The sequence below is a fragment of the Roseateles sp. UC29_93 genome (assembly GCF_042695725.1).
Taxonomy (GTDB): domain Bacteria; phylum Pseudomonadota; class Gammaproteobacteria; order Burkholderiales; family Burkholderiaceae_C; genus Roseateles; species Roseateles noduli_A.
This window is the reverse complement of sequence record NZ_CP170545.1, coordinates 4,904,111-4,929,460: the sequence shown is the minus strand read 5'-3', so window position 1 is coordinate 4,929,460 and position 25,350 is coordinate 4,904,111. Positions and strand designations below refer to the sequence as shown.

15 protein-coding genes and 1 pseudogene are annotated in these 25,350 nt (G+C 69.0%); 14 read left to right on the top strand and 2 right to left on the bottom strand.

What is annotated here, in order from left to right:
- Positions 1–19: 19 nt before the first annotated feature.
- Complete coding sequence (locus ACFJIX_RS22940; RefSeq protein ID WP_377154997.1) at positions 20–1,618, bottom strand: family 43 glycosylhydrolase; 1,599 nt, start codon at positions 1,616–1,618, stop codon at positions 20–22.
- Positions 1,619–1,839: 221 nt separating this feature from the next.
- Here ACFJIX_RS22940 and ACFJIX_RS22935 point away from each other — a divergent pair, with 221 nt between their 5' ends.
- The 8 genes and pseudogenes from ACFJIX_RS22935 to ACFJIX_RS22900 all read left to right on the top strand — a co-directional run bounded on the left by ACFJIX_RS22935 (position 1,840) and on the right by ACFJIX_RS22900 (position 14,053).
- Positions 1,840–4,974 carry a two-component regulator propeller domain-containing protein gene (locus tag ACFJIX_RS22935; protein WP_377154996.1) on the top strand — a complete coding sequence of 1,045 codons (3,135 nt, stop codon included), beginning with the start codon at positions 1,840–1,842 and terminating at the stop codon, positions 4,972–4,974.
- Positions 4,971–6,785: a response regulator gene (locus ACFJIX_RS22930; RefSeq protein ID WP_377154995.1), complete on the top strand. Its 1,815-nt coding sequence runs from the start codon at positions 4,971–4,973 to the stop codon at positions 6,783–6,785. Before ACFJIX_RS22935 ends, ACFJIX_RS22930 begins: the two co-directional genes overlap by 4 nt.
- Positions 6,786–7,052: 267 nt before the next feature.
- Positions 7,053–7,499, top strand: coding sequence for an SgcJ/EcaC family oxidoreductase (locus ACFJIX_RS22925; RefSeq protein WP_377161902.1), 447 nt, complete (start codon positions 7,053–7,055; stop codon positions 7,497–7,499).
- Between the two features lie 52 nt (positions 7,500–7,551).
- A pseudogene (locus ACFJIX_RS22920) lies at positions 7,552–8,973 on the top strand (sensor histidine kinase); the annotation flags it as partial.
- Positions 8,922–9,182 carry an ATP-binding protein gene (locus tag ACFJIX_RS22915; protein WP_377161900.1) on the top strand — a complete coding sequence of 87 codons (261 nt, stop codon included), beginning with the start codon at positions 8,922–8,924 and terminating at the stop codon, positions 9,180–9,182. The pseudogene ACFJIX_RS22920 and the gene ACFJIX_RS22915, both read left to right, overlap by 52 nt.
- An 87-nt stretch (positions 9,183–9,269) precedes the next feature.
- The gene (locus ACFJIX_RS22910; RefSeq protein WP_377154994.1) at positions 9,270–9,959 is read left to right on the top strand and encodes a response regulator transcription factor; all 690 of its coding nucleotides are present in this window, start codon (positions 9,270–9,272) and stop codon (positions 9,957–9,959) included.
- Positions 9,960–10,163: 204 nt separating this feature from the next.
- On the top strand, positions 10,164–13,106 hold the full coding sequence (locus ACFJIX_RS22905; RefSeq protein WP_377154993.1) for a diguanylate cyclase: 2,943 nt from the start codon (positions 10,164–10,166) through the stop codon (positions 13,104–13,106).
- 641 nt (positions 13,107–13,747) lie between these two features.
- Complete coding sequence (locus ACFJIX_RS22900) at positions 13,748–14,053, top strand: hypothetical protein (RefSeq protein WP_377154992.1); 306 nt, start codon at positions 13,748–13,750, stop codon at positions 14,051–14,053.
- Between the two features lie 33 nt (positions 14,054–14,086).
- Here the strand turns inward: ACFJIX_RS22900 and ACFJIX_RS22895 are convergent, their stop codons facing one another.
- A complete protein-coding gene (locus tag ACFJIX_RS22895; RefSeq protein ID WP_377154991.1) occupies positions 14,087–15,775 on the bottom strand; it encodes a cellulase family glycosylhydrolase in 1,689 nt (562 codons plus the stop codon).
- A gap of 164 nt (positions 15,776–15,939) precedes the next feature.
- Here ACFJIX_RS22895 and ACFJIX_RS22890 point away from each other — a divergent pair, with 164 nt between their 5' ends.
- The 6 genes from ACFJIX_RS22890 (at position 15,940) to ACFJIX_RS22865 (ending at position 25,126) form a co-directional block, all read left to right on the top strand.
- Entirely contained in the window at positions 15,940–17,907 is a 1,968-nt protein-coding gene (locus tag ACFJIX_RS22890) for a phosphatase PAP2 family protein (protein WP_377161898.1), read from the top strand.
- Positions 17,908–17,923: 16 nt separating this feature from the next.
- Positions 17,924–18,715: an NPP1 family protein gene (locus ACFJIX_RS22885; RefSeq protein WP_377154990.1), complete on the top strand. Its 792-nt coding sequence runs from the start codon at positions 17,924–17,926 to the stop codon at positions 18,713–18,715.
- Positions 18,716–18,987: 272 nt separating this feature from the next.
- Complete coding sequence (locus tag ACFJIX_RS22880) at positions 18,988–20,571, top strand: glycoside hydrolase family 28 protein (protein ID WP_377154989.1); 1,584 nt, start codon at positions 18,988–18,990, stop codon at positions 20,569–20,571.
- A 168-nt stretch (positions 20,572–20,739) separates the two neighbouring features.
- Positions 20,740–22,704: a TonB-dependent receptor plug domain-containing protein gene (locus ACFJIX_RS22875; protein ID WP_377154988.1), complete on the top strand. Its 1,965-nt coding sequence runs from the start codon at positions 20,740–20,742 to the stop codon at positions 22,702–22,704.
- The gene (locus tag ACFJIX_RS22870) at positions 22,686–23,309 is read left to right on the top strand and encodes a YfiR family protein (RefSeq protein WP_377154987.1); all 624 of its coding nucleotides are present in this window, start codon (positions 22,686–22,688) and stop codon (positions 23,307–23,309) included. The genes ACFJIX_RS22875 and ACFJIX_RS22870 overlap by 19 nt, the downstream gene beginning before the upstream one ends.
- Positions 23,306–25,126 carry a putative bifunctional diguanylate cyclase/phosphodiesterase gene (locus ACFJIX_RS22865; protein WP_377154986.1) on the top strand — a complete coding sequence of 607 codons (1,821 nt, stop codon included), beginning with the start codon at positions 23,306–23,308 and terminating at the stop codon, positions 25,124–25,126. Before ACFJIX_RS22870 ends, ACFJIX_RS22865 begins: the two co-directional genes overlap by 4 nt.
- Positions 25,127–25,350: the final 224 nt, after the last annotated feature.

Sequence of the window (25,350 nt, the reverse complement as noted above, 5' to 3'; positions counted from 1 at the left end):
GGGCGCTCCGTGGAAAGGATCAGGCGGCCAGGCCGCGATAGCGGAAACGGCGGAAGCGCACCTCGCCGGTCCCGGCGCTGAACAGCGCCAGCTTCAGGCTGAGGAAACCGCCGAAGACGTTGTGGTGGAAGCCGGAGACCTCCATCTGCCAGGGATGCTGCGTCCACGCCCGGCCGTCCGGCGAGGTATGGAAGCTCACGATGTTCTCGCGGTTCGTGACCCGCAGGTGCAGGATGCGCGGGCCGGAGGCGGCCGGCAGCGGCTGGCGCATCCACGAGATCTCCTGGCCGTAGTTGTAGGTGAGCATCTCCCGCGCGCTGGCGCCGATGCCGGCAAAGCAGCGGCCGTCGTAGAACAGCGCCAGGCCGCCGTGCGCGTCGCCGGGGATCTCCATCTCGACGCTCGCTTCATAGCGGCGGTCGCCGACCAGGCAGGTCAGCGGCGAGCAGTCCGCGAGCGAGGTCCCCTTGGCCTTCAGCACCAGCGCGCGGTCCTGCCGCGAGACGCGCGCGGCGTCCCGGGCGTCGGGCGCGAAGAGGGTCCACTGCACCCCCATCCGGTCGGTCTCGAAGTCGTCGGACAGGTCGAAGCCGGCGGGGGAGGGCCGGCCGCCCCGGGGCTTGGGCAGCGGCCGCGCGAGCGTCCCGCCGCGCGCCTTCAGCCAGCCGTCCTTCGTCCATGCCACGGGCTCCAGCAAGGTCTGCCGGCCCAGGGGGCGCATGCCGTTCTCGTAGCCGTGATAGACCATCCACCAGTCCCCGGCGGGGCCCTCGACGACGCTGGCATGGCCGCGCGACCACCAGGGCTCGTCGGCGCTCTGCGTGCGCACGATCGGATTGTGGGGACTGTCCTCCCAGGGGCCGTGGATCGAGCGCGACCGGGCCAGCGTCACCATGTGGCTGGTCGGCGGGCCCGAGGTGCCGCCCACCGCGGCGATCAGATAGAACCACTCGCCGCGGCGCAGGAGCTTCGGACCTTCCGGCGCGAACATCTCCACGACCCAGTCCTGGGGGTATTGCCACGGCGTATAGGCGGGCTCGAGCGCACCGACCGTCGACAGGCCGTCGTCGCTGAGCCGGATCCGGCGCACGCCGTTGACGAAGAGGTAGCGCCGGCCGTCCTCGCCGACGGCGTGGCCGGGATCGATGCAGCCGCTCAGGCCCAGGTCGACGGGCTCGCTCCACGGACCGCGGATGTCGTCGGCATGGATGACGTAGATCCGCGAGCCGTCGTCCTGCATGGCAGGGATGTAGAGGAAATAGCGGCCGTCGTGCTTCACCAGGTCCATGGCCCAGACGGCGCCGATCGGGCGATGCAGCGCGGCGGTCACCGGCGCCCAGTTGACGAGGTCCGTCGAATGCCAGATCACCGCGCCCGGATACGAGGTGAACGAGGAGAAGGTCAGGTAGTAGTCGCTGCCGTCCTTGAGGACGGTCGGATCGGGACGGTCGCCCGGGACGATCGGGTTGCGGTAATGGCCGTTGCCCAGATCGGCCTTGCGCTGGCCCTCGCGGCCCTGCCCGAAGGCCGGCGCGGCGGCGGCCGGCATGGCGGTCAGTCCCGCCGCGGCCGAGGCGAGCGTCGCCTGGACGGCGGCTCGTCGGGTGAACGTCAACATGGGTCGTGTCTCCTTGCCGCCTGTCGCCTCGAAGGCGATCTGTCGATCGCGGCACTGGCTCATGTTAGTTCGAGCGCTGTACGAATTAATGAGAGCTAACCCGGAGACCGGGGCGCGCCGGTTTTCTCCTGTTTTCCCCGTTTTCTCCCCCTCACTTGAGGCCACCCCTCCGCGATCCTTTCGCGATACGCTGCCCGGAGTGCATGCGGCAAAGGATCCCTGTGAGTCGACTGCAAGGCCAAGGTCACGCGTCCCTCCTGACGGGCCTGTTCCTGGCATCGGTCCTGTCCCTCCCGCCGTCCCCGGCGCTGGCGCTGGATCCGCCCCTGCAGATCACGCAATATGCGCACACGTCCTGGACGGCGCGGGACGGGGCCCTGCTGGGCCTGGTCTTCTCCATGGCCCAGACGCCGGACGGTTATCTGTGGGTCGCGGGGTCCTTCGGCCTGTTCCGATTCGACGGCCTGCGCTTCGTTCCCTGGAAGCCGCCGAAGGGCCAGTCGCTGCCAGACAATCCCTACGCCCTGCTGGTGTCCCGCGACGGCACGCTGTGGATCGGCACCTTCAACGGCCTGGCCAGTTGGAACGGCCAGGCATTGACCCAGTATCCGCAGACCGAAGGCTTCGTGACCTCGCTGCTCGAAGACAGCAGCGGAACGATCTGGGCCGGGCTGCTCGCGAACCCTGGGCGACTGTGCTCGGTCCGCGACGGACAGGCGCGATGCACGACGCAGGACGGTGGATTCGGAGCGTTCGTCTGGAGCCTGGCGGAGGACGGCGCCGGGACCCTGTGGGCGGGCGCGGAATCCGGCCTCTGGCGGTGGCAGCCCGGCGCCCCCCGGCGATTCGAGACCCCCGGGATGCGCGTGGGCGACTTGAGCACGACCACCGACGGCCAGTTGCTGATCGGCATCCGCGGCGCGGGGCTCAAGCGGATCGTGGACGACCAGCTGGTGGACTATCCGATGCGAAGCGTCCTCAGGCAGGAGGAGCCGATCGCCGACCGCGACATCAAGTCCAACAAGCTGCTGCGGGACCGCGACGGCGCTCTCTGGATCGGCACCGAGGGCCGGGGCATCCTCCATGAGCGGGCGGGCAGGGTGGACACCTTCACCCGGGCGGAGGGTCTCTCGGGCAACATCGCCTGCAGCCTGTTCCAGGATCGGGAGGGCAACATCTGGTTCGGCAGCGAGAAGGGCGTGGACCGCTTTCGCAAGCTCCCGATCACCACCCTCTCCACGCAACAGGGGCTGCCCAACGAGGGGACGAAATCCGTGCTGGCCACGACGGACGGCAGCGTCTGGGTCGCCACCAACGATGGACTGGCCCGGTGGAAGGACGCCAGACCCACGGTCTACAAGGAGCGCGACGGGCTGCCGGATCCGAAGGTGCAGTCCCTGTACGAGGACGTGGACGGACGGCTCTGGGTCAGCACGGGCGGCGGACTCGCCTACCTGGAGAAGGACCGTTTCGTCGCCGTCCCCGGCGTGCCCGCCAAGGAGATCTACTCCATCACCGGAGACGAGGCGGGCAACCTCTGGCTGTCGGGCGACAAGGGTCTGACACGCCTGCACCAGGGCCGCTTCGTCGAGAACATGCCATGGACCGCGCTCGGCCGGCGGCAACAGGCCAAGGTCGTCGTGGCCGATCGAGGCGGCGTCTGGCTGGCCTTCTGGCAGGACGGCGGCGTCCTGTACGTCAAGGACGGGAAGATCCAGGCGACCTACACGTCCGCGCAAGGGCTGGGTGCGGGCCACGTCGCGGGTCTGCGCATCGATGCCGACGGCGCGTTGTGGGCGGCCACGGAGGAGGGCGGCCTCAGCCGGATCCAGGACGGCCGCGTCACGACGCTCACGGTGGGCAACGGCCTGCCCTGCAACACGATCCACTGGTCGCTGTCGGACGACCACGGATCGCTGTGGATGTATGCGGCCTGCGGGCTCGTCCGGGTGCTGAAGGACGATCTGGCCGCCTGGGTGGCCGACCCGACCCGCAAGATCGCCGCGAAGGTCTGGGGCGCCACGGACGGCGTCCCGCTGCTGGCCTTCTCGCCGGCCTACTTCAACCCGCCGGTGGCGAAGGCCCGGGACGGCAGGTTCTGGTTCGTGTCGGGGGCGGACGTGCACGTGGTCGACCCCGATCACCTGCCCATCAATCCGCTGCCGCCACCGGTGCACATCGTGGCGCTCGTGGCCGATCAGACCCCCCATGAGGTCAAGGACGGGCTTCGTCTTCCCCCGCTGATCCGCGACATCACGATCGACTTCGTCGCGCTGAGTCTCGTCGATCCGACGAACACCCGCTTCCACTACCGGCTGGAGGGACACGACGACGACTGGCAGGAAGCCTTCGACAGGCGCCAGGCCACCTACACGAACCTGGCGCCGGGCAGCTATCGCTTCCATGTGAAGGCGTCCAACAACAGCGGCGTCTGGAATGAGGAGGGCGCGCAGTTGGCGTTCTCGATCCAGCCGGCCTTCTATCAGACGACCTGGTTCCGCGTGGCCGCCGCGGCCGTGCTCGTCGCCCTGGCCTGGGCCGGCTTCCAGGCCTGGCTTCACATGCGCATCCGGCGCCTGCATCAGCAGTTCGAAGCGACGCTGGAGGCGCGCGTGGCCGAACGCACCAGCATCGCCCGCGACCTGCACGACACCCTGTTGCAGCGCTTCAACGGCCTGCTGTTGCAGTTCCAGGCCGCGTTCAACCTCCTGCCCGATCGCCCGCGTGAATCGAAGCAGGTCCTTGCGGGCGCGATCGACCAGGTGGCGGAGGCGATCACGGAAGGCCGCGACACCGTGCAAGGCTTGCGCACGTCGGCCCAGGAGAAGAACGACCTGCCGGACGCCTTGCGCGCGCTGGCGCAGGAGCTCGCGAACGAGGACGGTCACACGGCGGCATCGCGGGTCGAGGCGCGGGTCGAGGCGCGGGTCGAGGCGCGGGTCGAGGTGGAGGTCAAGGTGCAAGGCTCGCCGCGGTCGCTGCATCCGCTCGTGCGCGCCGAGACCTTCCGCATCGCCGGGGAGGCGATGCGAAACGCCGTCCACCACGCCGATGCCGGACGGGTCGACGTGGAGATCGACTACGACGCGCGGGAGTTGCGCGTGCGGGTACGCGACGACGGCAAGGGGATCGACCCGGAGGTGCTGCGCATGGGGGAGAAGCAAGGGCATTACGGCTTGAACGGCATGCGCGAGCGCGCCGCGCTGGTCGGCGGCAGGCTCGAGGTTCGCAGCAGCCCCGACGCGGGCACGGAGGTGGTGTTCAGCACCCCCGCATCGCGGGCGTATAGTCCTGTCACATCGGCACGGTCGTGGCTCCATCACAAGAAGTTCTCGCCCAACGAGGTCGGCGAATGACCGAAGATCTGACGCGCATCCAGGTGCTCTGTGTCGACGATCATCCGATCGTGCGGCAAGGCATTGCGACACTGCTTTCCGTCGAGTCGGACATGACCCTCGTGGCGGAAGCGTCGAACGGTCGCGAGGCGATCCAGCAGTTCCGGACACACCGGCCGGACGTCACGCTCATGGACCTGCAGATGCCCGGGATGGGCGGTCTCGACGCCATCGCCGCGATCCGGGCCGAGTTCCCCGACGCTCGGATCATCGTGCTCACCACCTTTGCCGACGACGCCCAGGCGCAGCGCGCGCTGCAGTCCGGCGCCCGGGGCTACCTGCTGAAGAACGCCCTGCACAAGGAGCTGCTCGACGCCATCCGCGCCGTGCATGCCGGCCGCATGGCGCTGCCTTCCGAAGCCTCGTTCGAACTGGCCGGGCAGGTCACGGACGAGGCGCTCACCCCGGCCGAGATCAGCGTCCTGCGATTCATCGCGCAGGGCAACGCCTACCAGGAGATTGCCTCGGCGCTCGGCCTCAGCGAAGCGACGGTCGAAGGGCAGGTGCAAAGCATCCTGTCGAAGCTCGATGCCCAGGATCGCGCGCAGGCCGACAGGACCGAACTCGATCGCGGGATGCTCCAGACCGAGCGGGCCGCCCGGCATGCGGCCGAGGCCGCCAACCGCGCCAAGAGCGAGTTCCTCGCCGGCATGAGCCACGAGTTGCGCACGCCGCTGAACGGTGTTCTCGGCTACGCGCAACTGCTGAGCATGGAAGGGGGGCTGAGCGCCCGTCAGGCGCGCGGGCTGGACACGATCCACCAGAGCGGCCTGCACCTGCTGGCGCTGATCAACGACATCCTCGACCTGGCGCGCATCGAGGCCGGCCACACGGCGTCGAATCCGGCGCCGGTGAACCTGTCCGACGCCCTGCGGCGCGTGGTGAACCTGATGCGGGTGAAGGCGGACGAGAAGCGCCTGGCGTTCCAGTTCGACGCCGGGACGGGCCTGCCGGCAGGCGTGCTCGTCGACGAGCGCCGACTGCGCCAGGTGTTGCTCAACCTGCTGGGCAATGCGATCAAGTTCACCGACAGCGGCACGGTCTGCTTGCGTGCCTCCGCCGAGCCGAGGAACGCCGCGCACGTGCTGCTGCGACTGGAGGTGGAAGACACCGGCGTCGGCATGCGACCGGAGGACCTGGGGCGCATCTTCGAGCCCTTCGTGCAGGTGGGCGACGCGCGGCATCGCACCGGCGGCAGCGGTCTGGGCCTGGCGATCACGCGAGCGCTGGTGAACGACATGGGCGGGCAGATGCAGGTCAGCAGCGTCTTCGGCAGCGGCACGCGTTTCTGCGTGGAGCTGCCGTTGCCCACGGCGGAGGCCCCGGCGCAGGACGCGCCCCACACGACGGCCGGCGTGCCGCGTTACCTGGGTGCGCCGAGGCGGGTGCTGGTGGTCGACGACGTGGAGGGGAACCGCACGCTGATGTGCGATTTCCTCACGAACGCCGGATTTGAAGTGGCGCAGGCGGCCGACGGCGACGAACTGGCGGTGGCCGCGACGCGCTTCCGGCCGGACCTGATCCTGATCGACAGCCTGATGCCGTCGATGGACGGCATGGAGGCCACGCGCCGGCTGCGTCGGGATGCCGATCTGTCGACGGTGCCCGTGATCGCGATTTCGGCCTCGGCCACGGCCGAACACCGCGCCGCCTGCCTGCAGGCCGGCGTGAACGTGTTCCTGACCAAGCCGGTGTCCTTGAAGGAGCTGCAGGTCCACATCGGCGAACAGCTCGGTCTGCAGTGGATCGAGGCGCCGAAGGGCGCGGGCTGACAGCGGGCGTGCCGTCGCGTCCGGCTGCGGCGCTGTTCATTCGCGGTTCATTTTCGACTCATGGCGGGTTCATGAGCGATTTCCAGAATCGATGGTGCGCCAGGGACAGCCTGTTCCCGGCGCGGCACCTCACGGTGCCCGTGCTCAACGACCGATCTGGAGTTTCCTCACATGACCGTTTCCGCCCGTCACCGCGACGCCTCCGATGTCCGCCCCGCTTCGGGCCGCGTGCCGCGAGCCTTGTGGGCCCCTGCGCTGGCCGCGCTGATGCTGGGCGCCATGGGCACTTCCGCCTCGGCCCAGGATCGCGCGACGTCCGCGCCTGTCTGCGCCAGCGCCGACAAGGCGCAGATCGCGGCGCTCTTCGACCGCTGGAACGCCTCGCTCGCGACCGGCAACCCGGACCGCGTCACGGCCAACTATGCGCCCGACGCCGTGCTGCTGCCCACCGTCACCAATGAGCCCCGCGCCACGCCGGCCGACATTCGCGACTACTTCGTGAAGTTCCTGAAGGACAAGCCGCAGGGCACGATCGACAAGCGCTTCATCAAGATCGGCTGCAACGTGGCGCAGGACGTCGGCACCTACACCTTCCGCTTCGGCAGTGGCGCGACCGTGAAGGCCCGATACACCTACGTGTACGAGTGGAACGACGGCCAATGGCTGATCGCGCATCACCATTCGTCGGCGATGCCGGAGACGGCGTCCCGATGAGACGGCGCCCGCCGCGATCCTCGGCGATGGCGGCGGGCGCACAAGGCGCTCGATGCGCGAGTTCCTAGAATCCGCGCCCATGTATCGACTGAGATTGACCTTGGCCCTGGCCGCCATGCTGGCGCTGGTCTGCGTGCAGGCCGCATTCGTCCACTGGGGCGCGGTACGTGTGGACAGCTATGCCGCGCACAGCCGCCTGACCAGCGATCTGTTGTCGGAGCTGCTCGACCTGTCGGCCAACAAGCAGCGCTTGCGCAATTGGGCCGCGCAGCAGGTGATGGGCGCTGGCGCCTTGCCCGCGACGCGCGAGAAGCTGCTCGGGGACATGGAAGCCGGCGCGGAACGGCTGGCCGAGATGTCGCGCCGCCATCTGGCGTCCTGGCAGCGCATTGCCGCCACGGACGGCGGCACGATTCCGGAAGAGGTCACGCAACTGGTGGAGATCAGCCGACTGCTGGGTGACAACATCGCGCAGTTGCACAGCCAACTGCACGACCTGCAGCCGCAGCGCGACCGCACGGCGTTCGACGCGGTCTGGCACCAGCTGAACCAGGTCTTCGACATGACCCACGGTCGGGACCTGCGCGATCTGCTCAACCGGGCGATCGAGCACCAGCGCCGCGCGGTGCCCATCGCGCGGGCCGCGACGGAGGACGGGATCGCGCGGCTGCGCGGCCAGGCCGTGCTCATGATCGGCGTGACCTTCGCGCTGGCGCTCGCGCTGTACGTGCATCTGAGCCGCCGTCTCAAGCGCCCGCTGGACGCGCTGCTGGCCGGCACGCAGGCGCTGCAGGCCGGGCACCTCCACCACCGCATCCCGGTGGAATCCAGCGACGAGTTCGGTCGCGTCTCCGCGCATTTCAACGCGATGGCGCACGAGCTCCAGCTGCATCGTGAAGCGGCCGAGGCCGTGCGGCAGCGCCTCGAGGACCAGGTCCGCGCCCGTACCCACGAGCTCGAGGAGGCGCATCAACGTCTCCAGGGCCTCGATCAACGCCGGCGTCAGCTCTTCGCCGACCTGGGCCATGAACTGCGCACCCCGGCCACCGTCATCCGCGGCGAGGCCGACCTCGCCTTGCGCGCCGCGACGCTGCCGGCGGCCGACTACCGCGTCGCATTCGGCCGCATCGTCTCGGCGGTCAAGCAGCTCACCGGTCTGGTCGACGATCTGATGCTGGTCGCTCGCGCCGAGGCGGACGAGCTCGATCTCGTGCTGGAACGCATCGCGCTCGCGCCGCTGATGGACGATGCCGTCGCGCAGGCGCGCACGCTGGCCGCGACGCATCGGCAGCGCATCGAGACGAGCCCGGTGCAGGCCGACATCGTCGTGCACGTCGACCCGGTCCGGCTGCGGCAGGCGCTCATGATCGTCATCGACAACGCGGTCCGCTACTCCCGCCCTGATGGCACGGTGCGCGTGGACTGGGCATTGCGCGACGACGACATCGTGCTGAGCGTGCGCGACGAGGGCATCGGCATCGCCGCCGAAGAGCTGGGGCAGGTGTTCGAGCGCTTTGTCCGCGGCGCGCGCGCGCACGGCGCCATCGGGCCGACGGCACCGGCATCGGCCTGTCCATCGCCAAAGCCATCCTGGATGCCCACGGCGGGCGCATCGACATCGACAGCCGGGTCGACGTCGGCACCACGGTCCGGCTGGTGCTTCCTTTCTCACGGCCCGTCTGACACCCTCGTTCCCCGCCGGGTCCTTCCGTCCGGTTCCCTGTTTCCCCACCTTCCCCTGTCCGCCCCGATTCCCCGCACCCATCGACCATGAACCGCCATCTGCTCGTCATCGAGGACGACCCTCGCATCGCCGATTTCCTCTCGCGCGGCCTGACCGCGGAGGGCTACGCCGTGGACATCGCCACCACCGGTCCCGACGGTCTGGCCCGCGTGCGCGCCGGGGACTTCAGGCTCGTCATCCTCGACCTGATGCTGCCGGGCCTGGGCGGCCTGGAACTTTGTCAGACGCTGCGCGCGGAAGGATGCCAGGTGCCGATCCTGATGCTCACCGCCATGGACGGCGCGGAGAACAAGGTGCGCGGCCTGCGCCTGGGCGCCGACGACTACCTGACCAAGCCCTTCGACTTCGAGGAGCTGCTCGCGCGCCTGGTCGCCCTCCAGCGTCGCGGGCGCGAGCAGCGCATCGATGCGACCACGCTGCAGGTCGCCGACCTGGTCTTCGACCGGGAGAAGATGCAGGTCAGCCGCGCCGGCCGGCCGGTCGCGTTGACGGCCAAGGAGCTCGCTTTCCTGGAGCTGTTGATGAGCGCCCCGGGGCGGCTCTTCAGCCGCGAGCGCATCTTGTCCAACGTGTGGGGCGTGAACATCGATCCGCTGACCAACATCGTGGACGTCTACGTGCGCCGGCTGCGCGCCAAGATCGACGAAGGGAACCCGCTGCCGCTGCTCAAGACGGTGCGAGGACTCGGCTACCGCCTCGACGACAGTCCGGCCTAGGCGGGCCGCCACTGGCATTCGTCCTTGTCGCCTCCCGATGCTTCGCCGCTCGCCACGACATCCGGGTGGAGAAGGCGTGGAATTGATCACTGCCCGGACGACCCTCACCGGGCGCCAGCCGCACAGGCGGCTAGTCTTCCGGGCTGACGGTGCGGCGTCGTTGACGACGCGAGCAAGGATCCGAGGAGCCCGACAGGAGGACAGATGGTGAATGCCTGGCGCCACCGAGCGATGCAGGGCGCGATCGCGTTGTTCGCAGCGCTCGGCGTGGGGAGCGCTTCTGCGGAGCAGATGAACCTGCGCGAATTCGGCCAGGCGGACGGACTGCAGAACCTGTCCATCAACGCGCTGGCGCAGGACGCGCCGGGGCTGCTGTGGGCGGGAACGGACAACGGCCTGTATCGCCATGACGGCGCTCGCATCGTCCGCGTGGGCTCGAGCGAGATCCGCAGCGTCACCTCGTTGGCGGCCGGCGGCGCCAATCTCTGGATCAGCTCCCAGTCCCGACTGTGGCTCTGGCGGGAAGGGCGGCTGCGATCCGCCCCATTGCCCAAGGACACGGAGATCGGCGTCTACGCGCAGTCCCTGGCGGCGGTCGACGACGAGGCCTGGCTGACCACCGACAAGGGGCTGCTGCACGTGTCCTTCGACCCGACGGCCGGGACATTGCAGACGACCGTCGCCCGCACGCCCGAGCAGCTCGGCGTCCGGCTGAACCGGCCGCTGCAGGTCTTCAGCGCCCTGCGTGATTGCGACGGCAGCCTCTGGCTGGGCTGCGGCGAAGCGATCTGCCGACTCCGGGGCGATGTCCTCACCCAGTGGGCCGTCGATCGCGGCGTTCCGGACCGGCGGGAATGGTCCTCGCTGCTGCAGGCGGAGGACGGCAGCATCTGGGCCCGCGCGCGGGGGGCGCTGATCCAGCTCGTGGATCCAGCGGGCAATTTCGCGGACAGGACGCCGCCTGGCACGCGGGACGATGCGATGAATCAGTATCCGCTGGTGCAGGACGCCTCAGGCCGCGTCCTCACCGCGTCCCAGGAGGGACTGTTGCGGTGGAACGGGCAGGGCTGGGCGCTGTTCGGCCGGCACCAGGGCTTGCCCGGGGACGGGCGTCTCATCGCGCTGATGAGCGACCGCGAAGGCGAACTCTGGATGGGGTTGCGCGGGACGGGTCTCCTGCACTGGCAGGGCTATGGCCGCTGGGTCAACTGGAGCGCCGCCGATGGTCTGCCCAACGATGTGGTCTGGTCGATCCTGCGGGTCGGCGGCGGCGGTGGCCGCACCGGGGCGGGGGACCTGTATGTGAGCACCGGACGCGGCGTGGGCGTCTTCGATCCGAAGGCGGAACGCTTCCGCCAGGTCGCCCTCCGGCACAAGCGCGACATCTCGCAACTGGTGCCGGACGGGGAGGGCGGGCTCTGGGGCATCACGCCGGGCGGCGCGCTGCATCGGATACGGGATCGTCGTGCGCAGGGCGTCCCCATCGCCCCGCGCGGTCCGGAGGACGGTTTTCTGCGGGCGATGCGGGCCCGGGACGGTGCCTTCTGGCTGATGACGACGCAACAGACCTTGAGATGGCCACAAGGTCCGGTGGGCCAGCCGCAAGTCCTGCCGGGGCCCCGCGGGCAGGCCAAGAGCTTCGAGGACCTCTGCGACACGGACGATCGCACCGTGTGGATGGCCGGCTGGCAGGGCGTCGCCAGCCAGCGCGACGATGTCTGGTCACCTCAGGTGCCCATGAAGGAAGGCGCCGGCATGCTCGCCTGCCTGGCGGACGGCACCGTGATGGCCGTCAGCGGATACGGCGAACTCTGGCATCTCCGACGCGACGGCTCGACCCCCAAGGCTGAACGCATCGCCAGTCCGGCGCTCGAAGGTCGGCAGGTGATGTCGATCCTCGCGGACAGCCGGCGCTGGCTCTGGTTCGGGACCGATGCCGGCCTGGTCGTCTGGAACGGCACGCAATGGAAGGTGCTGGATCAGTCCCATGGGCTCATCGGGAACGACACCTCCGGCTTCGCGCTGTACGAGGACTCGGACAGCTCGCTGTGGGTGGGCACCAGCCGGGGGCTGTCTCACCTGGTGGATCCCTCCGCGGTGTTCGCCAAGGCGATCCGTCCGCCGCTGCTGCTGTCGGCCCTGCATGGCAGCGATCCCCGCCCCGTGCGGGATGGCGAGGCGCTCCCCTGGTCGCAGGACCGCTTCCACCTGCTGCTGGCCCCCGCGCAGTTCTCGGACCCCAGCCTGCGCATCGAGTACCGCCTGGCGGGGCGCGATGAACTCTGGTTTCCGGCGCCACATGCGGAGATCGAACTGACCGGGCTGGCGCCCGGGTCGTACCAGATCGAGGCTCGCAGCGCCGATCCCGACAGCGGTGTGCGGTCGCAGCCGATTTCCTTTTCCTTCACGCTCGATCCGCCCTGGTGGGCCACGGGCAGGGCCCGCGCGCTGGGGCTGCTGCTGCTGCTCGGGCTGATCTACGGCATCCATCGATGGCGCCGGCGGCAGTGGAAACATCAGCAGCTACGGCTGGAGGCCGTGGTCCGCGAGCGGACGCAGGCCTTGGAGGATTCCCGTGCCCAGCTCGAAGTGCTGGCGAGTCGCGATGCGCTGACCGGCGTGTGGAACCGCCGTGCGCTCCTGGAGGTGCTCGACCGCGAGGTGACGCGGGCGGGGCGCGAGCGTTTGCCGTTGAGCGTCGTGATCATCGACATCGATCACTTCAAGCGCGTCAATGACACGTACGGACATCCGGCTGGCGATGCGGTGTTGAGGACCTTCGCCGAGCGGCTGAGCGGCGAGATTCGTCCGTACGACGCGGTCGGGCGTCTGGGCGGCGAGGAGTTCATGCTGGTACTGCCGGGCATGGATCTGAACGAAGCGGCGGACCGCGAGCGGCTGTGCCGCATGCAGGTCGAGGTCAACCGCGAGCCGACCGCCATCGGCCGGGTGACGAGTTCCTTCGGCGCGGCGATGTTCGGTGGAGCGCTGACGACGGGCGAGACGCTGCTCGAGGCCGCCGACCAGGCGCTGTATCGCGCCAAGAACAGCGGACGCAACCGGGTGGCCTTCCACGAGGACGTCCCGTGTGACAGCCCACGGGCCGATGACCGGGCGCAGTTGACCGAGAGGCTTGAGGCCCCGTGAGGCCGCTCGCCCGCGTGTCCTCCAGGCCGGGCGGCTACCGGAGCCCCATGCCTTGGACTACAGTCGTTCCTGGGCGCACGACCACCGCAGAGCCTGGCGTGCACGGCGGGGGGCAAGCCGACCAGCGCCTTGATCCATGAGCGCGAGCACGACTCGATTGCTGGGGCGAAGGGACTGCCTGCGCGCGTTGGCATCGCTGGCGGCGCCCCTGTGTGTTTCCGTTCCGGCGCTGGCGGCGCGACCCCGCCTCCTGCGCTTCACCTTCTCGCGACGATTCGATGATCCGCGGACGCAGTGGCTCATTGCGGTCTACCGCGAGGCGCTCGCTTCACTCGGCGTGGGGTTCGAGTTCCTGGACGTGCCCGCGGGGCGGGCGCCGCTCGCCATCGAGGCCGGCGAGGCGGACGGCGAGCTCGGCCGGACCCGGGCTTACGGCGACCTCTATCCGTCGCTGGTGCGCGTGCCGGAAGCGAACAACACCGTCGAGTTCGCCGTGTATGCGGCGGGCGATTCCGGCCTGGTCGACTTTCCCGGGTGGTCCGCGGTGCGGGCCCAGGGGTTGACGTGCGAGCACCGGCGAGGCATCCAGGAAGCTCGCTGCCCTGCTGGCTCGCGAGGCCGCACCCGGGCATGTGTCGACCGTGACCACCATCGAACAAGGCGTCCGGCGGCTGCAGCTCAAGCGTGTCGCGCTCTACTTCGACGTGCAGGAAGCCGTCCAGGACTACCTCGCGTTCGGTGATGCCAGTCCGCAGGTCCGGGCCGGTCCGGCGCCGAGTCTGCTGCGCATCGTCGAGTCCACGACCGGCCATGCCTATCTGCATCGCCGGCACGAGGCCTTCGTGCCGACGCTGTCCGACACGCTCCAGAACATGAAGCGGCAGGGCATCGTGGCCCGCCTTCGCGAGGAGGCCTTGCAACGATTCCTGGCCGCCCGCGCGCGCTGACACGGGCGATGCCGAGCGCCGCCTCAAAGGCGCCTACTTGCAGACGTTGGCGTCGACCGCCGACCCGTCCCACAGGCGCTTGAGGTTGTTGTACTTGTCGAGCGACACGCTCTGCCAGTCATCCAGCAGGATGCCGCCGGTGTCGCCGGAGTTGGGGTTCCACGACCAGTAGAAGAAGTTGCGCACGCCCTTGCACTTCATCCAGTCCACCATCTTGATCTGCCACTGGCGATCCTTGTCGGTGAAGCGGCCGCCGAACTCGCCGAGCACCACGGCATGCGTCCCCATGAACCGGCCGAACTGGTTCTGCCAGATGGCCGGCATGTTGTTCGGGAAGCCCGTGCCGTCGCCGAAGTAGGGCTGCGCGCTCACCGACGGCCCGTAGATGTGCGGCGACAGCACCAGGCGGTTGCGCGGGATCCGGGTGGCGTCGATCGGATAGCAGGCCGCCGGCTCGATGTTGCCGCCCCACCAGTGCGGGTCGGGGTTCTCGCAACGGCCCTGGTTGTCGGACACCCCCTCGACGAACACCAGCAGCTTGCTGTTGATGCCCAGCACCGCGCTGCCGGCGCGCTCGGCGGCGAGCTTCCAGTCGTTGTCGATGTTGCCCGTGCCCCAGAAAGCGCCGGAGCCGCCGGTGCTGTGCGGCTCGTTCTTCAGGTCGATCGCGAAGACGTTGGGCACGTTGCGGTAACGGTCGGCGACGAACTGCAGGTCGGCGACCCACTGGTCCAGCGAATAGCCGGGAATCTGCGGCGTCGTGGAGATCGCGTTGCAGTCCGGCCGATGGTGGTCGAGCAGGATGTAGAAGCCGCGCGTCGCGAACTCGGCCACGATGCGGTCCATCACCTGGAGCGGCGTCTTGTTGGCCAGGTCGGGGTTCACGCTGGTGTTCAGCGCGCCGCTGGGGCGGCCCGTGGAACGCAGCGTCGTCGGGCAGAAGGGCAGGCGCACCGCGTTGAATCCCAGGTCCTTCATCTGGGCAATCATGTCCTTGTAGTTGCGCTGCCAGAGGCCGTGCGCGACCAGGTCCGGTGTCTCGAAGCCGAACCAGTTGACGCCCCGGATCGAGACCGCCGTGCCCTGGTTGTCCAGGATGCGACCGTCGGCGGCGACGCTGAACGGCAGCTTGAATTGCCCCGTGGCCGGAACGGACAGATCGCCGGCTGGTGCTGGTGCTGGTGCTGGCGCTGGTGCTGGTGCTGGTGCTGGCGCTGGCGCTGGTGCTGGTGCTGGTGCTGGTGCTGGCGCTGGCGCTGGTGCTGGCGCTGGTGCTGGCGCTGGTGCTGGCGCTGGTGCTGGTGCTGGTGCTGGTGCTGGTGCTGGTGCTGGTGCGGGGGCGGGGGCACTGGCCTCGGCGATGCGGAAGGAGGCGGCGCTGGGGGCCGTGCCGGTGCCGCAGAAACCGACCTCGAAGCTCTGGCTCGGGGCGACCGGCGAGTTCCAACTCGTGCCGGTGACCGCCACGGTGGTCGCGGACTCGTTCTTGAACTGGCCGTTCCAGCTGCCGTTCAGTTGCCCGTTGGGCAGCTCGAAGCGCAAGGTCCAGACGCCGCTGGCCGTGGTGCCGGGATTGCGGATGTTGACCCGGGAGCAGAAGCCGCCGGACCAGAGGTCCTGGGTGACGTTCAGGCTGAGCGCCGCATAGGCGGGCGCGATGGCGCCGAAGGCGAGGGCGACGAGGCTGGCTCGTTGGACGAATCGACGTGGAACTGGATGCATGGCGGTCCGTGAACGAAGTGCATGGGCGGGTGAGCGCATGCAGTGTCCGAAGTTCCGATGCGCGTGTCTCGCAAAAATGGGTAACGAATGACTACGCTGTCATGACCTCGACATCGCGCCTTTCTAGAGTCGCCCGCGACCATTCCTTGTCGACGACTCCCATGATGAATTCCCAACCGAAACGCAACCGACTGCTCCTGGCCATTCTTCCCGTGCTGGTGCCGGCGCTTCTGCTCGGCGCCTGCTCCTCGTCCGACGACGACGAACAGGACACGCCCCTGGTGGTGCCCGCGGCACCGAAGGGGCTGGGCACCACCGACACCGCGGCGGTGCAGGACGAGGCGAAGACACCGCCCTTCGTCGACACCATCGCGACCAACCAGCGCGGTGACGCGCGCTACGCCACGTTGCAAACCAATGCGGGCGTGCGCGTGGTCGCCGGCTTCCTCGACATCTGGCAGCCGAGCACGCAGTTGGTCGACGCCGGATCAAGCGCGCCGGCCCGCGATGGTTTCGCGGCCGTGGCGGCCTCCACGTGGAGCGGCATTCCCGGCGATGCGACCGACGGCAAGGTGCTCAACGCCGCCGTCCACGCCGCCAACGTGCAGTACGTCGTCGACGCGACGGGCCGTCGGACCGCGGCCCAGGAGCTGGCCGCCTACCTCGACGATCGACGGGGCAAGGGCTACAGCGTCAGCGACGGCATGGGCCCGCTGACCTCGGCGTGGCGCACCCTCAGCGAGCAGACGACGACCATCACGGGCATCGCGCCCGATGCGACCACCGTGCTCTACAACGACCAGGGCAATGACATCGGCAATGCCGGCGCCGCCAACAGCCACGGCTTTGGCGCGGCGATCGACCTGGTCAATGCCATCGGCGCCAACGCATCGACCGAGCCGGCCAAGCGCTTCTACAAGTACGCGCGGCCATGGCGCTGGAGCGCCAGCGTCAAGGTCGTGCCGGCGCTGGAGCCCGCCAAGAGCGCCACGCCGACGACCGACGGCGGCTTCGTCAGCGGCCACACGGCGGAAGGTGTCCGCAAGGCGCTGGCCATGGCCTACCTGGTGCCCGAGCGCTACCAGGAGATGGTGACCCGCGCCCTCGTGCTGGGCGAGAACCGCATCCTCGCCGGCATGCATTCGCCGCTGGACGTGGTGGGCGGACGCATCCAGGGCGTGGCGGCCGCGGCGGCCAACCTCGTCAACGATCCCAACAAGACCAACCGCCAGGCGGCCTACGACCAGGCCCGCACGTCCCTGATGGCGGCCGTCGGTGCCAAGGACGCCGCGGCGCTGCAGGCCTATGCGCACTCGCTGCCGGCGGCGCAGGACGCCTACGCCGACTACGCGACCAACAAGGCGACGGTGCAGCGCCTGATGACCTTCGGCCTGAGCCCAATCGGCGCGACCACCCAGGGCGCCGTCGTGCCCAAGGGTGCGGAAGTGCTGCTCGAGACGCGCCTCCCTTACCTGAGCGCCGACCAGCGTCGGGTCGTGTTGAAGACGACCGCGCTGAGCTCCGGCTATCCGGTGATGGACGACGCCGAAGGCTGGGGCCGTCTGAACCTCTTCGCCGCGGCGGACGGGTACGCCGCCTTCGACGGCGATGTGGGCGTCACGATGGACGCGGCCAAGGGCGGCTTCCAGGCGCTGGACGTCTGGCGCAACGACATCCGCGGCGCGGGCAAGCTGACCAAGCTGGGCAGCGGCACGCTCGCCCTCGCCGGCGGCAACAGCTACAGCGGCGGCACGCAGGTCTCCGCCGGCGTCCTGCGCGCCGACAGCGCCAAGGCGCTGGGCACCGGGGACGTCTATGTCGACACCGGCACGCTGACGACGCAGGCGCCGGTGCCGGTCGCGGTCACGAACTACACCCAACTGGCCACCGGCACGCTGGAGCTGCACCTCGGCGCGAGCAACGCCGGCAGCCTGGCCGCGCAGGGCAAGGTCGTGATCGCGGGCGGCACGCTGGCCGTGAAGTTCCAGTCCGGCACGACGCCGCGCAGCGGCGACACCTTCACGGTGATCCAGGCCGCCGCGTTGCAGGGCAGGTTCGACAAGGTCGTCGTGGACGGCTTCGCGGCCACGCCGACCTACACCGCCACCGGTCTCCAGATCCGCATCAACTGACCCGAGGACGTCCACCATGCATCGCATCCGCATCGCCGCCCTGGCGCTCCTGGCCGCGCTCGCGACCACGTCCGCGCGCGCCGACGACTTCCCCGCGCTGAGTGCCGCCTGGCCGGTCAACGTCCAGATCGCGGCCACCTATCCGCTGTTCGACTTCGACACCGACGGCTGCCTGCCCAGCGCCGGCATCAGCCGCGGCGGCCAGCAGAACGGCGGCCTCAAGACTTCGGGCAGCATCACCGGCGGCTGCCGTCGCACCGACTTCCTGGACTACGCCAACACGCTGCATCGCCATGCCTGCGTGACCAGCGGCGGCAACGTGTACTGCGGGCACTTCTACGCCCTGTACTTCCTGAAGGACCAGACGACGGGGCTCGGCGGCGGGCACCGCCACGACTGGGAGCACGTGGCCATCTGGACGACCAACGGCGCGGTCACCCACGGCGGCTACAGCGCCCACGGCGACCTGAACAACGCGGCGGTGGACACGCTGGCGGTGCAGAACGGGCACGTGCGTTTCGTCTATCACAAGGACGGCGCGCTCACGCATGCGATGCGCTTCGCCGGCGCCACCGAGGTCGCCGCGGAGAACCCGTACGGCCAATGGCTGACACCCGCCATCGTCAGCTGGACATCGATGACCGGTGACGGCGTGAGCAACGCCACGATGCGCAGCCTGCTCAACACCTTCGACTACGACTCGGCGAACGTCCCGGTCAAGGACAGCAACTTCCTGAACAATCTCAACAACTACCGCCCGGCGGGTTATCCCGCGTTCACGCAGGCGAGTCTGGACGCGGCGCAGTGAGGCGAGGGCGCGGTGTCCGCGTGGGTCCCGGATCCTCGAGGGGCGCTTGCGCGGGTTGGGGCCTGGTTGGCTTGGCGTGATCTCCCGGTTGCAAAACGGAACGGCTTTCGCCCTTCTTGCATTCCGCTGCAATCGCAATCCTTGGCTTACGTCTGGACTCGCGTCGAACGCAACCGCAAGACCTGGCACCACGGTACACAGCACGGCCTGTCCACCCGCTCCCGGTCCGTGTTCTCCGCCGGTCCGGCGAGCCTCTCCCGCCAAGGATCCTGATGACTCCCGTTCTTTCCAGACGCCACCTCGCCGTGGTGGCCGCGCTCGGCGCGATCACCGCCTCCGCCGCGCAAGCGGCGTCCTACAACCCGACGCTGCCCGCGGAGCCGGCCTTGCCCGCCGCGACGGCGGTCTGCAAGACCCTGCACGCATCCCTGACGCAGTCGGGCGGTCTGCTGCCGGACGCGGTCGACGCGGACCCCGCGCACTCGCAACCGGACACGCGCCAGATCCAGGATGCGATCGATGCCTGCCCGAGCGGCCAGGCGGTGCGCCTGGTCATCAGCGGGAACGCCAACGCCTTCCTGTCGGGGCCGCTGGTGCTGAAGGGCGGCGTCACGCTGTGGGTCGACAACGGCGTGACCCTCTTCGCGTCGCGCAGTCCGAAAGACTTCGACAACGGCGGCGGCAACTGCGGCACCGCGGGCGGCGACGGCAAGTCCTGCTACGCGCTGATCCGCCTGAAGAATGCGGCCGACAGCCGCGTGGTCGGCGACGGCATCATCGACGGCCGCGGCGGCAGCGTGCTGACCTCCGGCGCGAATGCCGGCAAGATGACCTGGTGGGACGTCGCCAATCTCCTGGAGGCGACGGGCAAGAAGCAGAACAACCCGCGCCTGATCAACCTGATCGGCGGCAGCAACTTCACGCTGTATCGCGTCACGCTGCAGAACTCACCGAACGCGCACGTCGTGGTCAGCGGGCTGACCGGTTTCGTCGCCTGGAACACGAAGGTCCTGGCGCCGTCGCTGGCCTACTCGGTGGCCCACTACGCGTGTGCCGCCGGCACGACGCCCAATCCCGACGTCGCGGCCACCAGGCCCAGCACCTGCTTCACGCCGGACACGGCGGCCAACACCGACGGCATCGACGTGGTGGAGAGCAGCAACGTGAGGATCGCGCACGCGTCCATCAGCACCGGGGACGACCACATCGCCATCAAGGCCGCCGATGCGCCGAGCTCCGACATCTACATCGCGCACAACCACCTGTACTACGGCCACGGCGTGTCGATCGGCAGCGAGACCACCCGGGGCGTCAGCCAGGTGCGGGTCGACGACGTCAGCATCGACGGCTTCGACGACGCCCAGGTCAACGGCTTGCGCATCAAGACCTACGACAGCGTGGGCGGTCCGGTCAGCAACGTGATCTTCGCCAACGCCTGCATGCGCAACGTCAAGCAGCCGCTGATCTTCACGCCGTACTACAGCAGCGGCAATCACAGCACCGCGCCCAACATCACCGACATCCTGCTGCAGAACATCCACGTGCTGAGCAGCGCGAAGTTCGGCGCCGGCAAGCTGGTCTTCCGCGGTTATCACAACGGCAGCGTCACCAACACGCTGACGATGACGCTGGACAACGTGGTCTTCGACTCGACGAACTTCCTGACCTCCGACGGCAAGAAGGGCGGGCCGACGCAGCCGGACTATGCGACGCTGACGCTCGGACCGGGACCGGTGACGATCCCGTTCGCCACGTCGTCGACCTTCAAGCTCAACGACGTGCGCGCGGGATCCCGGGCGCCGCTCGGCTGTGACGGCGCCTTCCCGGACTTCCCGTCGGCCAACGCGCCGATCTGAGTCCGGCGCCTGCGGGAGCGTGCACTAAGTCCGGGGCGACGGTTTGCTTATAGGGGTCTCGCAGCAAGTTTTCAATGATGTGAAGTTTGACTTCCATCCGGTCAACGCTGCCCGATAAGCTGGCCCCCCTTTGTTGTACCCGCCGTCGCCGCCCTACGGCGTTTCCCCGTGAAACACGCAATTGCCTGGGCCGTTTGTGGCCTGCTCGGACCGCTGGTCAGTCTGGGCGCGACCGCAGCACCGGTCGGCGAGGATGAGGACCAGCTGGAAGCGCTGCTGAAGCGCGAAGTGCAGGGACCCTCACGCTACGCGCAGAGCCTGATGGATGCGCCCGCCGCCGTCAGCGTGATCACTCGCCAGGAGGCGGCCGCGCTCGGCCACGTGACCATCGGCGACATGCTCGGCCGGCTGCCCGGCGTCTATCTGGGCAACACGCGCAGCTACAGCAACCTGGGCGTTCGCGGCTTCAACCGGCCGGGCGACTACAACTCCCGCGTGCTGATGTCCATCGACGGTCAGCGTGTCAATGACGCCATCTACGACCAGGGACTGCCGCAACTCGAGTTCCCCGTCGTCGCCGATTGGGTCAAGCGGGTTGAGCTGGTGCAGGGCCCGGGCTCCTCGATCTACGGCAGCAACGCGCTGCTGGGCGTGGTCAACGTGGTGACGCTGGACGGCATCGATGCGCCGGGCCTGTCCGCGCTCGCCAGCGCCGGCGGCGACGGCATGCGCCGCGCGGAGTTGCATTACGGCGCCGCCGACGTCGCGGGCGGCGACCTGTTCCTTGGCGTGAACCTTCAACGCACGGGCGGCGAGGACCTGTTCCTGCCCTCGCTGGGCACCGCCGACGGCTGGGTCCGCGGACTGGACGGCGAGCGCCAGGTGGCCGTGCTGACGAAGTACCGCGTTGGCCGCTGGCGGCTGTCGCTGTCCGCGGTGCAACGCGACAAGGAGGTGCCCACCGCGCCCTACGGCACCTTGCCCGGCGCATCGGGGACCCGCTACACGGACCGCGAGTTGATGGTCGAGGCCGGTTACGACGAGGGCTGGCAAGGGGACCTGCGCCGCAGCCTGCGATTCAACCTGTCTCAATACGATTTTCGCGGCCGCTACGTCTTCGGCGAATCCCCCGCGGTCATCGACAAGGACAAGGCCTATGCCCAATGGATCACCGTCGATGCACGCGTGCTGTGGCGCGGCCTGCTCAACCACGAGTTGATGACCGGCGCCGAGGTGAGGACTTCGCCCTACGGCGTGCAACGCAACTACCGGGTCGAGCCCTACGCATCGCGATTGGACTCGCATGTGACGCAGGATTCGGCGGCACTGTTCGCGCAGGACCAATGGCGGTTGTCGCAGGCCTGGCAGCTCACGACCGGGCTGCGGGTGGACCACGCGCGAGGCTTCTCGCCGGCGCTGTCGCCGCGGGCGGTGCTGGTCTACCGACCCAGCGAGCGTCAAACCCTCAAGCTGATGTGGGCGCGCTCCTTCCGTTCGCCCAATCTCTATGAGCGCTTCTACGACGACGGCGGTCAATCGCAGCTGGCCAATCCGGCGCTGCGGCCCGAGCGGCTGAGCTCCGCGGAGATCGCGTGGGAGTATCTGCTGCCGTCGGGACAGGCGCTGGGCGTGAACGCCTACGACACGCGCCTGGATCGCCTGATCGAGCAGGTACCGCTGAGCGCCGAGTCGGACGCGGTGGTGCAATTCGTCAATCGTGGCCGCGCGCGGATGCGGGGCGTGGACCTCTCCGTCGAGCATCGGCGGCAGGACGGCTGGCTCTGGCGCGCGAGCGCCTCGTGGATGGATGCCCGCGACGACCGGGGCGCGCGGCTGAGCAACGCGCCGACCTGGATGGTCAAGGGCCATCTCGTCACGTCCGAATGGCATCAATGGCAGTTCGGCGTGGAAGGCACCGCACTTGGCGCGCGACTGGGCCGCGTGCGGGTCTCGCCGTCGGCCTTCCTCAACGCGCATTTGCGCTTCCGCGTCGACGAGCGCCAGACCGTCGCGATGCACGTCGACAACCTGCTCGATCGCGCCAACCAGGACCCGTCGTCACCCGACGCCTCACTTGACGCGATTCCCCAGCCACGCCGAACCTGGCGTCTGGATTGGCGGATCGCCTTCTGACCGTGGTGCGGATGCTCATGTCCCCGCTTTCGATCGGGCGCGCCAGTGCGCCGGCATCGGGTGACCGCGGCCGCTTCCGGCGCCTCGCGATGTCCGGAATGCTGGCGTTCCTGGGTGTTGCGGTCGGTGCTCCCGCGCTCGCGCAAGCCTCTGGCCCCGAGGTCCTGAAGGCCGAGGTGATCTACCGGACGCTGATGTTCATCACCTGGCCCGCGGAGCGGGAAGCCGGCCGCGTGTTGCACCTGTGCATCGCGGGGGACAGTCGGCTTGGACCTTTCCTGCAAGCGCTGGCGGCCCGGCCAATCCGGCAGTTCACGATCGAGGTGCGCCGCGTCTCGCGCCCGGAGCAGCTCGTCGGCTGCCACGTCCTCTACGTCGGGGAGCCGCAGCCGGCCTGGCACTCGGCACTCGAGCGCGCCCACGTCCTGGTGCTGGCCGACGAGGCCGGCATGCTGGACTTCGGGGCGATGGTGAACCTGCAGGTGGAGGATGGGCGTATCGTTTTCGACGTCGACCTGGATGCGGCGCGGAGCGCCGGGCTGACGGTGAGCGCCAAGTTGCTGCGACTGGCGCGTTTCGTGCGGCATCAATCGACTTCGCCATGAACGCCAAGATCTTCGACACCGTGGAGCGCTGGCGCGAACTCGCCGTGTCGCTGACCGTGCTGCTCGTCTTTGCCTTGCTGCTCAGTGCCATGCAGTTCTGGCGCCTGCAGGACCGGCAGCGGGAGGATCTGCGCCTGCAGGCCGGCATCGTGGGACAGACGGCGTCCGCCGCGCTGGTCTTCGACAGCCGCGAGGACGCCGCGGAGATCCTGCAGGCGTTGCAACAGAACCCGGCCACGCTGCGCGCGCAGTTGCTCAAGCGGGACGGCAGCGTGTTCACGATCTACGTGCGTCCGCCGGCGCAGCGGTCCCGGCTCGAGGACTGGGCCGGCCAGATCACCTTGGTGGAGCCGGTGTCCGCCAACGGACAGGTGGTGGGTACCCTGGTCTTGAGCGCGAGCCGCCTGCCCATGTGGGGCGACCTGGCGCAATTCATCGGAGCGACGCTGGCCACGCTGACGGCCACGGCCGCGCTTGCCTGGTTGCTGTCCAAACGCCTGCGCGTGCGGATGCAGGAGGCACAGCGGCGCACTCGATACCTGGCGCGGTTCGACGCGTTGACCGATCTCCCCAACCGTGAGCATCTGCGCCTGTTGCTGGACCAGGCGATCACTGACGAAGGCGGCGCAGCGCTGCTGTTGCTGGACCTGGACAACTTCACGCAGATCAACGACCAGTTCGGACACGCGGCGGGCGACGCGGCCTTGCAGGCCACCGGTCAACGGTTGCGCCAGCTCTGCCGCCCGGGCGATGCCGCCGCGCGGCTGTCGGCGGACGAGTTCGCCGTGCTGCTGACGCCGCGGCCGGACGCCGCCTCGCTGCAGGCCTTTGCAGTCCAGTTGCAGATCGGACTGACCCAACCGCTGTTCTTCGATGGTCATTGGCTGCACCTGCGCGCCAGCACCGGCGCGGTGTTGCTGCCGGAGCAAGCCGGCACCGCGAGCGACGCACTGCGCTGCGCCGATGCGGCGATGCGCCAGGCCAAGCTCCTGGGCAAGGACGGCTTCCAGATGTTCACGCCTCAACTCGGCGAGCAGCTGCAGTCGCGGATCGCGCTGGAGAACGACCTGCGAGCCGGGCTGATCGAGGGTCAGTTCCACCTGGCCTACCAGCCGCAATACGACGCGCAGCGTCGAATCCGAGGCCTGGAGGCCCTGGCACGCTGGCAGCACCCGGAGCGCGGCCCGGTGTCGCCCGCGGCGTTCATTCCGGTGGCCGAGTCGTCGGGAATGATCGTGGACCTCGGACTGGCGATGCTTGCCCGGCTGCGCGAAGACCTGGACCGATGGAAGGCCCGCGGACTCCGGTGCCCGCCGGTGGCGATCAACCTGTCCTGGGAACAGTGCCGCAAGCCGCAGCATCGCGAACGTTTCCTGCAGCAGCTCAAGACCCTGCAGCTCACGCCGCTGGAGGTCGAATTCGAGCTGACGGAGAGTCTGAACTTCGAGGACATCGACAAGCCGGATTCCTTCGTGTTCACGCTGCAGGGCCTGGGCTACGGGCTGGCCATCGACGACTTCGGCACGGGTTACAGCTCGCTGGCCTACCTGCGCCGGCTGCGCTGCAAGAAGATCAAGATCGACCGGCTCTTCGTGCACGGGCTTGCCGCCAGCGACGATTCCCGAATGCTCGTGGAGTCGATGGTGCGGGTCGCGCATGCGATGCACATGACGGTCGTTGCGGAGGGCGTTGAACTCGAGGCGGACGAGGCGGCGCTCGTGGCCATGGGATGCGACCTGATGCAGGGCTTCGGCCTGTGCAGACCCGAGAGCGTCTCCCACATCGAAGCCTTGTTGTCCGAGCCCGTTCCCAGCTGAGTGCGAGGGCCCGCGTCCCCGGCGAACTGGCCGCGAGACCGCCAGGCTGCCGACCCTGGACATGGCGCGGGCTTCGGCCTCTAATGGTCGCTGTCATTCAGAAAGACTACCCAGGAATCCGGTGAGTGCGCCGATGTGGCAGCGCGCAGGCCGGGTCACCCTTCGACCGTCGTTGCGCAGGGGCGGGTAGCGCGAGGTGCGAGCCGGAGAGGGAACGTCGAGTC

What these genes read in the sequence shown, in the direction of transcription:
- ACFJIX_RS22940 (WP_377154997.1), bottom strand. Translation starts at nt 1,618, where the DNA reads ATGTTGACGTTCACCCGACGAGCCGCCGTCCAGGCGACGCTCGCCTCG.
- ACFJIX_RS22930 (WP_377154995.1), top strand. Translation starts at nt 4,971, where the DNA reads ATGACCGAAGATCTGACGCGCATCCAGGTGCTCTGTGTCGACGATCAT.
- ACFJIX_RS22925 (WP_377161902.1), top strand. Translation starts at nt 7,053, where the DNA reads ATGCTGGGCGCCATGGGCACTTCCGCCTCGGCCCAGGATCGCGCGACG.
- ACFJIX_RS22910 (WP_377154994.1), top strand. Translation starts at nt 9,270, where the DNA reads ATGAACCGCCATCTGCTCGTCATCGAGGACGACCCTCGCATCGCCGAT.
- ACFJIX_RS22905 (WP_377154993.1), top strand. Translation starts at nt 10,164, where the DNA reads ATGGTGAATGCCTGGCGCCACCGAGCGATGCAGGGCGCGATCGCGTTG.
- ACFJIX_RS22895 (WP_377154991.1), bottom strand. Translation starts at nt 15,775, where the DNA reads ATGCATCCAGTTCCACGTCGATTCGTCCAACGAGCCAGCCTCGTCGCC.
- ACFJIX_RS22890 (WP_377161898.1), top strand. Translation starts at nt 15,940, where the DNA reads ATGAATTCCCAACCGAAACGCAACCGACTGCTCCTGGCCATTCTTCCC.
- ACFJIX_RS22885 (WP_377154990.1), top strand. Translation starts at nt 17,924, where the DNA reads ATGCATCGCATCCGCATCGCCGCCCTGGCGCTCCTGGCCGCGCTCGCG.
- ACFJIX_RS22880 (WP_377154989.1), top strand. Translation starts at nt 18,988, where the DNA reads ATGACTCCCGTTCTTTCCAGACGCCACCTCGCCGTGGTGGCCGCGCTC.
- ACFJIX_RS22865 (WP_377154986.1), top strand. Translation starts at nt 23,306, where the DNA reads ATGAACGCCAAGATCTTCGACACCGTGGAGCGCTGGCGCGAACTCGCC.